The sequence below is a fragment of the Flavobacterium quisquiliarum genome (genome assembly GCF_019308285.1).
GTDB classification, from domain to species: Bacteria; Bacteroidota; Bacteroidia; order Flavobacteriales; family Flavobacteriaceae; genus Flavobacterium; species Flavobacterium quisquiliarum.
Window position 1 is genome coordinate 13,217 of sequence record NZ_WWEM01000036.1, and the last position, 14,396, is coordinate 27,612.

A 14,396-nucleotide genomic window follows, 5' to 3' on the forward strand; every position below is an offset into this window, starting at 1 on the left:
TTCTAAACTTCCATTCTAAACTTCCATTCTAAACTTCCATTCTAAACTTCCATTCTAAACTTCTATTCTAAACTTCTATTCTAAACTTCTATTCTAAACTTCTATTCTAAACTTTCAAAAAACATTTTAAAATCATGTTCCACGTGAAACATCTATTCTTTTTCTTTTAAATTCAAATTTAAAAAATCGTTCCACGTGGAACGATTTAATCTTTTATTCAAATTCTTTACATTAACGTTCCACGTGGAACGTTGTAAAATTCTTTTATTTTCTTCAGATATGTTTCACGTGGAACATATATATTAAAAAGATGTTTAATTACTGTTCCACGTGAAACATCTTCATTTTCTCTTCTTCCTTCTGTCTCATTAATTGAGCTTCTTCGTCTGACTTATCTTTGTATCCACAGTAATGTAGTATACCATGAGATAGCACTCTTTTAAGTTCTTCAGCAAATGAAACATTGAAGTCTTTTGCATTATCTGCAACGCGTTCTACAGAAACAAAAATATCTCCATTTAACTCGTTACCAACTGAATAATCAAAACTAATTATATCAGTTAAAGTGTCGTGATCTAAATATTCTACATTGATTTTATGAAGATACTCATCATCACAAAATATATAATTGATTTCACCTTCATTCTTGTTTTCAGAAACAATTACAGCACTAAGCCAGTCACTAAAAGCCTGCTCGTCTCCTAAAGTAAAATCTGTTTCGTAATTAAAATTTATCATTTTGTATTAAAGTATTCTTGAACTTTTTGATTAAAATTCGAGCGCAAAGGTAGTGATTGTCTGTTTAATATCTCTACACTGTTTAAATATTCCAATAGTGAACTTGGCAAAGCATTGGAACGATTAGTAAATTCAGCCTTATTAGTTTCAGATTGTCTTTGTGTATCTTGACCTTGTTGCTGAACTGCGTTATTCAATTTCCATAATTCTTGCTGAATATTTAATATACGTTGCAGGTTCTCATTCTTAAAACCTTTATTCAAAATCTGCTTCTCAGATTGTTTCATTTGGTCAATAACAGATTTCCCTTGAGAGTCTAAACCTTTCTTTGCTAACTCTTTTTGTAGTGCTTCACGAAGCTTAACTTGCTCTTTGTAAATTTCCATTATTGCTTCTGCATCTCCTTCTCCATCTTCTCCTTCATTATCGTTCTTCTCTCCTTTTCCATTCTTTCCATCTTTACCCGAAGAACCTTTATTTCCACTTTTGTTACCTTGTCCTTCTTTACCCTGACCATCTTTTCCTTGTCCATTTTGTCCTTGTCCAGGCTTTCCATCTTTACCTTCTCCAGGTTTATCACCAGATTGCTGTCCAGGTTTCATACCTTCTTTCATCTTATCAGCAAGTCCTTTTTGTTTCTGAATAATATCTGGCAATTGCATTCCTTGTCCGTCACCTGGTTTAGGTTTCCCCGCTCCCGGTTTAGACATAGACATCTGCATATTATTCAATAAATCACTTAAGAAATCGGCTAACTTATTGGCAGATGAAACCGCATATTGTTGGTGTGAAACTCCTCTTGGAATCTGTACATCAGTTAAAGTTTCAATTGCCTTGTCCATGTTGTATTGAACATTTCCTATTTCTTTAGTTACGTCTTCTGCTACCTTTGGGTTACGTAATGAAAGTGCAAACAAACTATCATCTACATGTCTAAACTGCTGTTTCAAATTCTGCTGAATCTTAATGTTTTTTGTGAATGTAGAAGAACCCAATTTCATTGCTTTGAACTGTTTCATCACATCTTCTTGCGACAAAGAATAAGCTAAAAGATTATCTAGAATCTGACGAAGCATTGCTACATCTTCCTCCAATTGTTCTTGTTCTCCACCTTCCATTTCACTCTGCATTTCCTGAGCCATAGACTTCATTTTCTTTGCAGCACTTTTCTGTTTTGGTTTAGCTCCAGAAGTATTCTTTTTACTCAATTCTTCAGAAGCTTTATTCAAATCATTGTCTACATCTTTCTCTTTTGAAGCATCAGATGGAATATCCAAAGGTTTCTTTAAAGTCTTATTTTCCTCTTTTAAATCTTTTAAATCTTCTTGAATCTTATCAAAAGATTTATTGATTTCATCCTGCTTTTCTTTAGTATTTTCTTTCTCTTTATTTGCTAACTGTTCCTGTTGTTCTGACAGTTTATTTAGTTTCTCTGCAACCTGTTCTGCTTTCTTTGAAACATAAAAACGTTTGGTTAGCTCGACCAATTGTTCTAAATTACGAGATTGGTTTTTACTAATTTGTTTGAACTTTTCCATCTTATCAAACAGTTCCTCACTGTTTAATTTATCATTTAAGTTCTTTAATTCGTCTAATAATTTCTGATTCTTTTCTAAATCTTTCTGTGCATTATCTAAACGCTTTTGTAAATCATCAGCAGTTTTATCCTTCTTATCATCTTTGAATTTGTCTAGATTCTGATTCATTTTTTCAGAAAATTGTTTCATCATTTCATCTTGTTGTTTCTGACGTTTGATAAAATCATTGATCTTCTGCTGGTCTTTAAACTCTAAATTATCTTTTTCTTTTCCTGTATTCTGAAGCTTATCCATTTCTGAAATCTGCTTCGTTTGGTTCTTCAAAGATTTAGATAAACTATTAATATTTTGATTTTGCTGTTGCAATTCCTGATCTTGAATTTCATCTGTGGTTGCTACACGATCTGAAAATGTAGAAGACTTTGTAGACTTAAATCCGTGTGGAGCATCATTATCAAAAACTTCAAAATAGTATTCGTATGAAACTCCTTCTTCTACCGGAAGGTTACTTGGGAAATTAAAAACAAACTGATCAAATACTCCAGACTTCACCGGAATGTTTCCACGTTTAGCAGACTGTGGTTTGTTACGTTCGTAATATACAATTTGTAACTTCGAAAGTCCGTAGTCGTCACCCAATCTTCCTAATATATAGTTCTTATCTAGCTTCAAACTGTCTGGTGCAGGACCAACATTGATCGTTGGAAACTGATCTTTGATCACAGACAGCTGATAATCCAGTTTTTCGTAGTTTTTAACCTTATCATTAGACGTAAGTATTTGATATTCTGTATTTTGACCTATATTTTTAGCTAATTTAAACTCATTTTCTGCTTTATTGAACTTAAATACTTCATTATCTCTTTTCCATACCACTTCTTGGGTAGATTTCGTATTCATTATCCAAGTTACAGTTGTTCCTTCAGATACAATTGCGTTTCCTGTTCCCTGAATTGTCTCTGATTTTTTCTTTAGATAAGAAGGAAAATTTAAAACCATTTTGAAGTTTGCTATCGACGGAACTGTTATAACTTTCAATTCGTATTCCTCTGAAACAACTGAATTACCTTCAAAAGAAAATTGAATATCGCTAGAAGGTTTTTCAATTTTAAATTCAAACTTTCCAGATTGTGGAGATTCCATAAAATAACTTTCGTCACCAATATGAATCATCACATTTTCAGGAACAACGTTTCCAACAGATTCCATTTTAATCACAAAATCTTTGTTTTGTTCTGCTTGTAAATTAGAATTCAAAACCACAAATTTGAAAGGAGCTGGTGGCAAAAATGCAGCATTGAAATGCACTACTCTATTCAAACTCTGCGAAATTATATTGCTATTTCCAGAAATATAAAACACTGCAAAAAGCAAAATTGGAACTACAGCTAATGGCAAATATTTTTTATTCGCTTTAAAATTTATGGCATTTCCAAAAGGAATTGGCTGTAAAGAATTTGCTTTTTGTTCGATTGAAGCTAAAACTAGTTCAGAACTTTCAGCATTATTTTCAGATGATAATTGCAAAAAGTTAGTCAGCTTATCACTTACTTCTGTGAAATGACTTCCAATAATTTTTGAAGCCTGAGTATAATCAATTCCCTTTTGAAGTTTGAATAACTTAAATAATGGAAAAAGAATTAAACGGACTAAAAGAAAAACTTCAACTCCAACAAATAACCAAAACAGAAAAGTTCTTCCTAAAGGTTTTAACCAAAGAAAGTACTCTACAAAAAGCGTAAATAGAAAATATAATAAACCAAAACCGGTAAAAAGCAATATGCCTTTTATCAGTTCGTTGGTATAATATTTCTTAATGAAAGCCTCTAACTTTTGATATATTGCAGATGATGTTTTCAAAATAAATCTGTTTTAATTATAACCTATAAAAGTAGTAATTATAAAGATTCAAATTCCAAAAAATTAAATTCCAAATTCCAAGTAATCACTACCATTGGAATTTGGAATTTTAAAAATTGGGATTTATCTAAAGTTGTATCTTTGCAACAAAATTTTAAACAAATGTCAAAGCAAGTTCGTGTGCGTTTTGCACCAAGTCCGACTGGACCGTTACATATTGGCGGAGTTCGTACTGCCCTATTTAATTATTTATTTGCAAAGAAACATAACGGTGTTTTTTATCTAAGAATTGAAGATACAGATCAGACTCGTTTTGTTCCAGGTGCAGAAGCTTACATTATGGAAGCTCTTGAATGGTTAGGAATTGCTCCTGAAGAAACAGTTGGAAAAAATGAAAAATTTGGTCCGTACAGACAAAGCGAACGTAAAGATTTATACCAACAATATGCAGATCAGTTGATCAATTCTGGTTGGGCATATTATGCTTTTGATACTCCGGAAGCTTTGGATGCACATAGAAAACAACACGAAGCTGAAGGAAAAACATTTATTTACAATCACCACAATCGTGAAAAACTAGATACATCATTGGTAATTTCTGCTGATGAAGTTGCTAAAAGAATTGCGAATGGAGAACATTATGTAATCCGTTTTAAAACTCCAGTTGATGAAACATTACATTTGAAAGACATCATTCGTGGAGATGTAAAGTTTGAAACTAATCTTTTGGATGATAAAGTTTTATTCAAAAGTGACGGAATGCCAACGTACCATTTAGCCAATATTGTTGATGATCATTTAATGGAAACTTCACATGTAATTCGTGGAGAAGAATGGTTGCCTTCTATGCCACTTCACGTTTTACTATACAAAGCATTTGGTTGGGAAGCTCCGGAATTTGCACACTTACCTTTGATTTTAAAACCAGTTGGAAATGGAAAACTATCAAAAAGAGATGGAGACAAAATGGGATTCCCAGTATTTCCTTTAGAATGGAAAACTGAAGAAGGTGTTTCATCTGGTTATAGAGAAAAAGGATTTTTCCCAGAAGCGGTTGTAAACTTTCTTGCTTTGTTAGGATGGAACGATGGAACTGACAAAGAACTATTTTCTTTAGAAGAATTAGCTGAGGCATTTGACTTAAACCGAGTTCATAAAGCTGGAGCAAAATTTGATCCAGAAAAAAACAAATGGTTCAACCACCAATATTTAGTAAAACAAAATGACGCAGATTTAGCAAAAACCTTCTCTCCTATTTTAGAAGAAAAAGGCATTGATGTTTCTAAATATGATCTAACAAGAATTGTTTCTTTGATTAAAGAAAGAGCAAACTTCGTTTCAGAATTTTGGGATCTGACAGATTTCTTTTTCCAAGCGCCAACATCTTATGATGAGAAAGCAAGTAAAAATTGGAAAGAAGAAACTCCAACTTTAATGCAGGAACTGATTTCTGTTTTAGAAAATATCGAAGATTTTACTTCTGCAAATATTGAAACAATCGTAAAAGATTGGTTAACTAAAAACGAAATCGGAATGGGTAAAGTAATGCAACCTTTTCGTTTAAGTTTAGTTGGAGCTTTGAAAGGTCCTCATCTATTTGACATTGTTGAAATCATTGGAAAAGAAGAAACTATTTCTAGAATCCAGAAAGCAATTGAAACTTTATAATTAAAAATTTCATTCAAAAATAGAAACGCTAAGAAACATCGACCAAATGTTCTTAGCGTTTTTTTAATGTCTAATAATTTTAATTTAGAAGAATTTTCGTAATTTACCGAAATCATAAATATAAATTATATAACCATGAGCACAGCATTAATTATCTTTTTAGTATTGGCATTCTTTATTTTCATGTCGTCTTTCTTTACTGTAAAACAGCAATCGTCTGTTATTATCGAACGATTTGGAAAATTTCAGAGTGTGAGAAATTCAGGATTACAACTTAAAATTCCGATGGTTGATAGATTGGCCGGAAGAGTAAATCTTAAAATTCAGCAGCTAGATGTTATCATCGAAACCAAAACCAGAGATAACGTTTTTATTAAAATGAAAGTTTCTGTTCAATTTAAAGTAATTCAGGATAAAGTATACGAAGCATTTTATAAACTAGAATATCCTCATGATCAAATCACTTCTTACGTTTTTGATGTAGTTCGTGCCGAAGTTCCAAAACTAAAACTGGATGATGTTTTTGAAAGAAAAGATGATATTGCGGTTGCAGTAAAACGTGAATTGAACGAAGCAATGTCAACTTACGGATACGATATCATCAATACTTTGGTTACTGATATTGATCCGGACATTCAGGTAAAAAATGCAATGAACAGAATCAACGCTGCAGATAGAGAAAAAACAGCGGCCGAATTTGAAGCAGAAAGTTCAAGAATTAGAATCGTAGCAAAAGCAAAAGCCGAAGCTGAAAGTAAACGTTTACAAGGACAAGGTATTGCAGATCAACGTCGTGAAATTGCAAGAGGTTTGGTTGAAAGTGTTGAAGTTTTGAACCAAGTTGGAATCAACTCTCAAGAAGCTTCTGCTTTAATTGTAGTAACACAGCATTATGATACTTTACAATCTATTGGATCTGATACAAACTCAAACTTAATTCTTCTTCCAAATTCTCCACAAGCCGGAAGTGATATGTTAAACAATATGGTGGCATCATTCTCAGCTTCAAATCAAGTTGGAGAAATGATGAAGAAAAACAATAAAAAAGTGGAAAAACCAAAACAAGCACCAAGACAATCTGGTTATGAAGATGACATTCAACCAGATGTTCAATAATAATTAAAAATAAAAAAGAGGCTTAACTGCCTCTTTTTTTATTCATAAACCAATTGATTATAAATGGAATAATTGATTGTAAAATTTGTGGATATGATTTTTTTACATAATCGGTGTAAGATGAAACAAATCCGTTTACTATATTTTGCGGTGTAATGCTTTCTTTAGTTCTCTGAAAACTCAAAACCAATTTCTGATAATTGATCTCTTTTTCTAATTTTAAGATTTCTAAATCTCTGTCGATTTCAGCATAAGAAGAGTATTTTTTCTTTTCCATAAGTCTTAGTCATTAAAAAATATTTCTGAGAATTTCTCTAAAATTGGCCCTTCCACCATTTTGTCTTTTATAAAGAAAAGTAAAATAGTAAATAAAAGGTAAATTCCTCCTACTGTTAAAAATCCTAAAGCATTACTTTCAAATAAAGATCCAAAAGCGTACGCTGCGGCAAAAGATCCGAAAATTAAAACCATAGTGAAACACAACAAGATCAAAGTGAATTTGAAAATCAAGGTTGTAGATTTCATTGCCACTTTAAATCCCCAAAGTTTATAGTAAGCCAAATGACTTTCAATATACACTCTAGTTTGGTCCTGAATTTTTTCAGTGTTTTCTTTTAACTCTTCAAAAGCCATAATTATAAATTTTTAAATAAAAAAAAGCACAAAACTTTACTATAAAAATAAGCAAGTTATGTGCTTTTAAAAAATTATTATTTCTGAAGTTTCGCGTTCTGTGCTTTCAATTCAGCCAATTTAGTTTCTAAAAAAGTAATTACTTCTTCTGTTTTATGGCTGACATTTGAAAGTAAATCATTCAAAGTTCCATCAAGGTTTTGAGTAGCACTTGTAAATTTTTCACGAAGAACTTCCGAGCTGGCCTCAAAAGAATCTTTGATATTATGCTTTGCATCGTCAATACCTTCTTTGATTTTTGCTCTCGTTTTTGATCCTTTATCTGGAGCAAATAAAATTCCGATTGCTGCTCCCGCAGCTGCAGCCGCTAAAATTGCTGCTGCCGTATTTAAGTTCTTAGACATGATTTCACAATTTTTAAATTATTATTAAAGATACTCATTTTTAAAATGATAAAACTTTGATTAATTGTTATTTACTAAAAATTAACAATCTAATTAATACACATAAGCTATAGCTTCGTACTTTCCATCTCCTTTTTCAACAATGCTTACGAAGGGATATCCGTTTGAAGCCGATTTAGATTTGATTCTCATAGCAGTCTGTTTTTGATTTGCAATTGGCGGTTCACCTTTTGTCCTTGTCGAGACTCCTGTAAAACTAGCTGCTTGTTTCAGTCCAATTGTTTTTTCCTGAGGTAAAACAGTTACCATTTTGAAATCGTCTTTTGAATCTACTACTATTTTATCAGAAACTTTTTGAGTTGTTTTTGTTTGTTTGTTCGTAATAGATGAAACAGCATGTTTGCTAATTTTTACTTCTTCAGAACTTCCGTTCAATGAATAGTAAATTAAACCATTTTCATTTTTTATGAAATTAACATCAAGTTGTTCCCCATTGTGTTTTGTAATTTGATGTGTTTGAGAAATTGCAACATTTGCAAATAACATCGCTAGCGTAAAATATAAAATTTTCATGATTATTAGATTTAAATTAAAAATGATCAGATTTGAAATTTTAAAACTAAAGCTTCACACAAATTCAATATTATGGAATTTTGTACATTATGATACAATTTGAAAAATACCTTTTACGCGAAATATTATCAAAATTACATCACAATAAAAATGAGAACATAAAATTGTCTTTTCAGGAAAACAATTTTGAAAATCTACTGCTATAAAAATTACGAGTTTTTAAAAACAGTAAAATCCAGTTTAGTTTCCGTCACGGCAAATTTTAATTTTTTATAAAATCATCTCTGATTTCTGGTATTGAGTTAAAAATAGCAACTTTATAAACAATTGTGTGTTAACAAGCCGTTAAACTGACTAAAATAACAGCTAAAAGCTAAATAAAGACTCTAAATAAACAATTATTCAAAAAATGAATTATCTATCAACCAACTTTTAAAAATGCCTTAAAATCAATTTATGAAGGCTAAAATTAATTTATAAAAACTATTAAATTACATATTTTAATCAATTTTATTAATAATAATTAAAAACTAAAATTTAAAAAAATTAATAATAATAATTTATATATATAAAATTAAAATCAAGGACCTAAAAAATAATAAAAAACTATAGATCTAACTTTTGTAGTAATTTTTATAAATAATAGCTATAAACTAAATTTTAAATTATAATAATAACAAAAACTTATAATTATAAAAATTGAAGTCAAAAAATTAAAAAATAAGAAAAAACCTTAATTTAAGTTTTTTTTAGAAGAAAGCTGGAAGCAAAAAATCCAAAAATTAAAATAAAGAGTTATAATGAATGAAAATAAAAAAAGGTCTTTTCTATTCAACTATTTTTTATTCGTCTTTAAAATTAAAATATAGAAGTCACTTTTAATCTATAAAATAAATAAAAATACTAAATTTAATAGATTTTATAAATAATATATAAAATTTAAAAATAAAATATTTTAAATAAGTAAAATTTATTATTAAGGATTTAAAACAAAAATTGAACCAAAAAAAAATAAAAAATTAAAATAAAGCTTTCTAATAGATTTAAATTAAAAAAATGAATTCCTTATCCAATAAAATTTTATTTTCGATTAAATTAAACTTATTAAAGTCACTTTTGGTTTATAAAAATTATAAAATTTATTTTTATAATAGTTAATCTATATAATAAAAAAAAGCGCTTATAAAAGCGCTTTTAATAAATTTATCTGATATTACTTCTTCACCATTTCAGAAAGAATTTCAATTTCTCTTTCAGAAGCATTTTTTGGAGGATTTGAGTATAGTTTTAAAATTTCATCATCAAATTGATTTTTGAAACTTCCACTTTCAATATCTCTTAAATTTAAAAGTGCTTTTGATCTTACATAAGTCGATTCACTTTTTAAAGACATTGAATATAATTTCTTAATATCTTCTTCTTCAAAATCTGTAGATTTCCAGTTTGAATATTTCAAAATAAACTGAGAAAACAGCAATGAAGCCTTATTATTGTTGATATTCTTCTTTAATGAATTCTGTAAAAGTGAAAAACTAGAGATATTTTTGATGTTCTCCCCTATTGCACTTTCAATTGCAATTCTTTCTGGTTTAGTCTCAACTTTGAAATATTTGTTGATATCTTTCAAAGAATTATTGATACTGTTTTCTTCTTTTTTACCCTTTTCTTCCCAGGCATCTTTTAGTCCAACAGTTTTGTTAAATACTAATTTTGAAGGAGTTGAGTCTTTATCAACAGTAAAATAACCTAAACGTTGAAACTGAAATTTATCTTCATTTTGAGCTGTAGCTAAACTTGGTTCAACATATCCAGTTACAATTTCTAATGAATTTGGGTTCACAAAATCTAAGAAATTTTTGTCTTTATAACTGTCCGGAGCTTCATCTGTAAACAAACGATCGTACAAACGAACTTCAGCTTCTAATGCATGTTGAATTGAAACCCAATGTAAGGTTCCAGATACTTTTCTTTGGCTTGCTTCTGTTCCGCTTCCGCTTAAAGAATCGGTATCATACGTTACATGAATTTCTGTAATATTTCCGTTTTCATCTTTTATAACAGATTCACCTTTAATGATATAAGCATTTTTAAGACGAACTTCTTTTCCTAAAGTCAAACGAAAAAATTTAGCCGGAGCTTCTTCTAAAAAGTCTTCTCTTTCAATGTATAATTCACGAGAAAAAGGCACTTTTCTGAATCCTGCATTTTCATCTTCTTGATTATTTTCAGCTTCCAACCACTCTTCTTTTCCTTCTGGATAATTTGTAATTACCAATTTTACCGGATCTAAAACAGCCATTACACGAGGTGCAATTTTGTTCAAATCTTCGCGAATGCAGAATTCTAAAACCGAAACATTGATCAAGTTATCACGTTTTGCAATACCAATTGTATTAGCAAAATTACGTAGAGATGCGGCAGTATAACCACGTCTTCTTAATCCAGAAATTGTTGACATTCTTGGATCATCCCAACCATTAACATGCTTTTCTTTAACTAGTTGCTGTAATTTTCTTTTACTAACAACAGTATGTGATAAATTACGTCTAGCAAATTCTCTTTGCTTTGGACGGAGTTTATTATCGTCAAAAATTTGATCTAAAAACCAATCGTATAATTCACGATGTGGCAGAAATTCAAGTGTACAAAATGAGTGAGAAATCTGTTCTAAATAATCACTTTGTCCGTGAGCCCAATCGTACATTGGATAGATTTTCCAAGCATCCCCAGTTCTATGATGTTCTTTATGCAAGATTCTGTACATAATTGGATCACGCATTAACATGTTTGTTGATTTCATGTCAATTTTTGCACGAAGAATATGTGTACCAGCCTCAAATTCACCATTTTTCATTCTTTCGAATAAATCTAAGTTTTCTTCAACAGAACGATTTCTGTATGGACTATCAGTTCCTGGAGTTGTTGGAGTTCCTTTTTGTATCGCCATATCTTCAGAAGATTGACTGTCAACATACGCTTTATCTTTTTTAATTAATAAAACCGCCCAATCATATAATTGCTGGAAATAATCCGATGCATAACATTCTTCAGCCCAAGTGTAACCTAGCCATTCCACATCTTTTTTAATAGCATCCACAAATTCCTGTTCTTCTTTTTCAGGGTTTGTATCATCAAAACGTAAATTCACAGGAGATTGATAATCAATTCCTAAACCAAAATTTAACGCAATAGAACTCGCGTGTCCAATGTGTAAATAACCATTAGGTTCTGGTGGAAAACGAAAGCGAAGTTTAGTATTTGAAAGACCTGATTTTACGTCTTCCTCTATGATTTGTTCAATAAAATTGAGTGATTTCTCTTCTGATGCCATTATTTTATAGTAATTTTAGCAAAGATAAAAAAGTTTATAGTTTATAGTTTATGGTTTAAGGTTTTCTTTGGAAACTTACTCTAAACTTGAAACTTAAAACCTGAAACTAAATTTAGAAATGGGAGTCATTAAACTTAAAAATATCCGTACTTTTTCTTACCACGGATGTTTAATTGAAGAAGGAAAAATTGGATCTGATTATACAGTAGATCTAAAAATTAAAACCAATTTACAGAAATCAGCAGAAACAGATCATCTTTTAGACACTGTTGACTACGTACATTTGAACAAAATTGTCACGGAAGAAATGGCAATTCGTTCGCATTTATTGGAACATGTGGCTAAAAGAATCAATATTCGAGTGCTGGCAGAGATAGAAACGGTAGAAAAAACAACAGTTTGGGTTTCTAAAATAAATCCTCCTATTGGTGGTGATGTTGAGTCAGTTACTATAAAAATGACGGAAATTAGGAAGTAATCTTTAAAATTAAATTCCTAAAATTTTAAAATAGTTCATTCGAAACTTTTGAAATTTAAAGATTTTAGTTACTTTTGCCAACCGTTCAAGTAATGGCGTCGTGGCCGAGCGGCTAGGCTGGGCTCTGCAAAAGCTCCTACTCCGGTTCGAATCCGGACGATGCCTCTAAAACCTTCAAAGCAATTTGAAGGTTTTTTTTATGGTTAATTTTTAGAAAAAATTAGATAAAGATTTACGTTCGAATCCGGACGATGCCTCTAAAACCTTCAAAGCAATTTGAAGGTTTTTTTATGGTTAATTTTTAGAAAAAATTAGATAAACATTTACGTTCGAATCTTGACGATGCCTTTAAAACCTTCAAAGTAATTTGGCTTTTTTTATGTTTAATTTTTGAAATTCAATCATTTAAACTTCAATATAAACCTGTCAGTTTTACTTGTTACAATCACACAATCTTGTCATTTCGACGAAGGAGACTCGAGCGATAGCGAACAGGCGAAGCAAATCTCCACAAGTAGCTCTACAATCTAAATAGCCAATCTTTGTCGAGTTTCTAGTGGAGATTTCTCCTTCGTCGAAATGACAAACTTTGTGTAAATAACTTTGACAAAGTTCTAAGTTATATTAATACTTTATAAACACAAAAAAACCTCTGAAATTCAGAGGTTTAATTTTATATTTTTGAGTTATTAACAACTACTTTTCAATTTTCTCGAAAGCGTTTCTAACCATTTCTTTTTCTTTTGGAAACCATCCTTGAACCATTAACGCAACTCCAAAAACCATTAAAACAATACTAATTCCTTTTTTAATTTTTAGAATATTAGTTGGTGTCATTTTAGATTTTAACTGTTTAGCTAATACTATTTTAAGACAGTCAACCAATAAATAAGTTATGATTACAGCCGTAAAAAAAGTAAACATTCTGGAATTTTGCATTTCTAATTTTGGTCCCACAGAAATAATTACTGCAAGCCAGAAACCTAAAACACCAATGTTAATAACGTTAAGTAAAAAGCCTTTTACAAATAAACTTCCATAGTTTCTTTTAATAATATCGCGGTCGATTTCTTCATCATTTATTTTTTCTTCTTTTTTTAATTTTACAAAAGAAATTATACCATAAGCCAGCATTATAATGCCACCAAAAATAAAAAGTGCGGGTTTGTCTTTTAAACTGGAAATCAATCTATAACTTCCTAAATAAGCAATTGCTATAAAAAATATATCCCCTAAAACTACACCAAAATCAAAAACAATTGCTGCTCTGAATCCTTTAGTAATACTGGTTTCTAATAGTATAAAAAATACCGGACCTACCATAAAGCTTAGAAAAAGTCCCCATGGCAGTCCAGCCAGAATATCATTTATCATCAAAATACGACTTGTTATTTTACTTCTTCGATTTTACCTCCAAAAACGGTTTTCTGATTAATTTGCTTTGGTTTTCCATAAATGTAAATAGAGCCTCCTGCGCTTACTTTTGCATCGACAAGGGTAGAAGCATTAACATCTGCTTTTCCTCCCGCAGAAACGCTTACTTTCGTCTGAGAAGTGGCTAATTTACTTCCAAGGAAATAACCACCTGCTCCTAAACTCGCATCAAGGTTATCTGCTTTACCAGTTGCAGTAATTTCTCCACCCGAAACTGAACTTACTTTCAGCTTATCAACATTCAAATCTACATTAATTTTAGCTCCTTCCTGTGCGCTTACTTTAAATGAAGTTGCTTTTATAGCTTCTTTACTTATAACTTCAGCACCTTCATTGGCATCAATCAATTCAATATGTTTATAATACAACGTAACTTCAAGATCATTTCCTGATAACAATTTTGGAAAAGGCATTCTTAGTTTTAAAATACCGTTCTTATTAACAGCTTCTAATTCTGCTTCTCTTGTTCCTTTTACGACAACCTTATTCTCCGAAGACTGAACTAATTTTACAGTTAATTTATCATAAACTTTTACGGTATCAAAATCACCTAATTCTTTGGTAACCTGACCAAAAGACATTTGTACAAATAAAATTGCTGCTCCAATTATTAGCTTTTTCAT

The 14,396-nt window shown here is 30.5% G+C and carries 12 protein-coding genes and 1 tRNA gene; 4 read left to right on the top strand and 9 right to left on the bottom strand.

Features of this window, described 5'->3' with window-relative positions:
- Positions 1–318: 318 nt before the first annotated feature.
- Positions 319–738: an rRNA maturation RNase YbeY gene (ybeY, locus tag GSY47_RS18650; protein ID WP_179003067.1), complete on the bottom strand. Its 420-nt coding sequence runs from the start codon at positions 736–738 to the stop codon at positions 319–321.
- Positions 735–4,136, bottom strand: coding sequence for a collagen-like domain-containing protein (locus tag GSY47_RS18655; protein ID WP_219071503.1), 3,402 nt, complete (start codon positions 4,134–4,136; stop codon positions 735–737). Before GSY47_RS18655 ends, ybeY begins: the two co-directional genes overlap by 4 nt.
- Before the next feature lie 162 nt (positions 4,137–4,298).
- Between GSY47_RS18655 and gltX the strand changes: the two genes are divergently transcribed.
- Positions 4,299–5,804: a glutamate--tRNA ligase gene (gene gltX, locus GSY47_RS18660; protein WP_219071504.1), complete on the top strand. Its 1,506-nt coding sequence runs from the start codon at positions 4,299–4,301 to the stop codon at positions 5,802–5,804.
- Positions 5,805–5,939: 135 nt separating this feature from the next.
- Positions 5,940–6,920, top strand: a complete 981-nt coding sequence (locus GSY47_RS18665; protein WP_179003064.1) for an SPFH domain-containing protein — start codon at positions 5,940–5,942, stop codon at positions 6,918–6,920.
- 22 nt (positions 6,921–6,942) lie between these two features.
- Here the strand turns inward: GSY47_RS18665 and GSY47_RS18670 are convergent, their stop codons facing one another.
- The 5 genes from GSY47_RS18670 to GSY47_RS18690 all read right to left on the bottom strand — a co-directional run bounded on the left by GSY47_RS18670 (position 6,943) and on the right by GSY47_RS18690 (position 11,861).
- Positions 6,943–7,197 carry a DUF6327 family protein gene (locus GSY47_RS18670; protein WP_179003063.1) on the bottom strand — a complete coding sequence of 85 codons (255 nt, stop codon included), beginning with the start codon at positions 7,195–7,197 and terminating at the stop codon, positions 6,943–6,945.
- A gap of 5 nt (positions 7,198–7,202) precedes the next feature.
- A complete protein-coding gene (locus tag GSY47_RS18675; RefSeq protein WP_179003062.1) occupies positions 7,203–7,553 on the bottom strand; it encodes a competence protein in 351 nt (116 codons plus the stop codon).
- Between the two features lie 77 nt (positions 7,554–7,630).
- Positions 7,631–7,957 (bottom strand): YtxH domain-containing protein, encoded by a 327-nt coding sequence (locus GSY47_RS18680; protein WP_179003061.1) that lies wholly within the window; start codon positions 7,955–7,957, stop codon positions 7,631–7,633.
- A gap of 93 nt (positions 7,958–8,050) precedes the next feature.
- Positions 8,051–8,530, bottom strand: coding sequence for a hypothetical protein (locus GSY47_RS18685; RefSeq protein WP_179003060.1), 480 nt, complete (start codon positions 8,528–8,530; stop codon positions 8,051–8,053).
- 1,213 nt (positions 8,531–9,743) lie between these two features.
- On the bottom strand, positions 9,744–11,861 hold the full coding sequence (locus GSY47_RS18690; RefSeq protein WP_219071505.1) for a glutamine--tRNA ligase/YqeY domain fusion protein: 2,118 nt from the start codon (positions 11,859–11,861) through the stop codon (positions 9,744–9,746).
- 118 nt (positions 11,862–11,979) lie between these two features.
- On the opposite strand from GSY47_RS18690, the gene folB reads away from it, so the two are divergent.
- Both folB and GSY47_RS18700 read left to right on the top strand, forming a co-directional pair.
- The gene (folB, locus tag GSY47_RS18695) at positions 11,980–12,339 is read left to right on the top strand and encodes a dihydroneopterin aldolase (RefSeq protein ID WP_057115457.1); all 360 of its coding nucleotides are present in this window, start codon (positions 11,980–11,982) and stop codon (positions 12,337–12,339) included.
- A gap of 94 nt (positions 12,340–12,433) precedes the next feature.
- A tRNA-Cys gene (locus GSY47_RS18700) sits at positions 12,434–12,504 on the top strand.
- A gap of 531 nt (positions 12,505–13,035) precedes the next feature.
- Here the strand turns inward: GSY47_RS18700 and GSY47_RS18705 are convergent.
- Together GSY47_RS18705 and GSY47_RS18710 are read right to left on the bottom strand one after the other, a co-directional pair.
- Positions 13,036–13,713 (bottom strand): LysE family translocator, encoded by a 678-nt coding sequence (locus GSY47_RS18705; RefSeq protein WP_179001013.1) that lies wholly within the window; start codon positions 13,711–13,713, stop codon positions 13,036–13,038.
- A 14-nt stretch (positions 13,714–13,727) separates the two neighbouring features.
- Positions 13,728–14,396: a head GIN domain-containing protein gene (locus GSY47_RS18710; RefSeq protein ID WP_179001011.1), complete on the bottom strand. Its 669-nt coding sequence runs from the start codon at positions 14,394–14,396 to the stop codon at positions 13,728–13,730.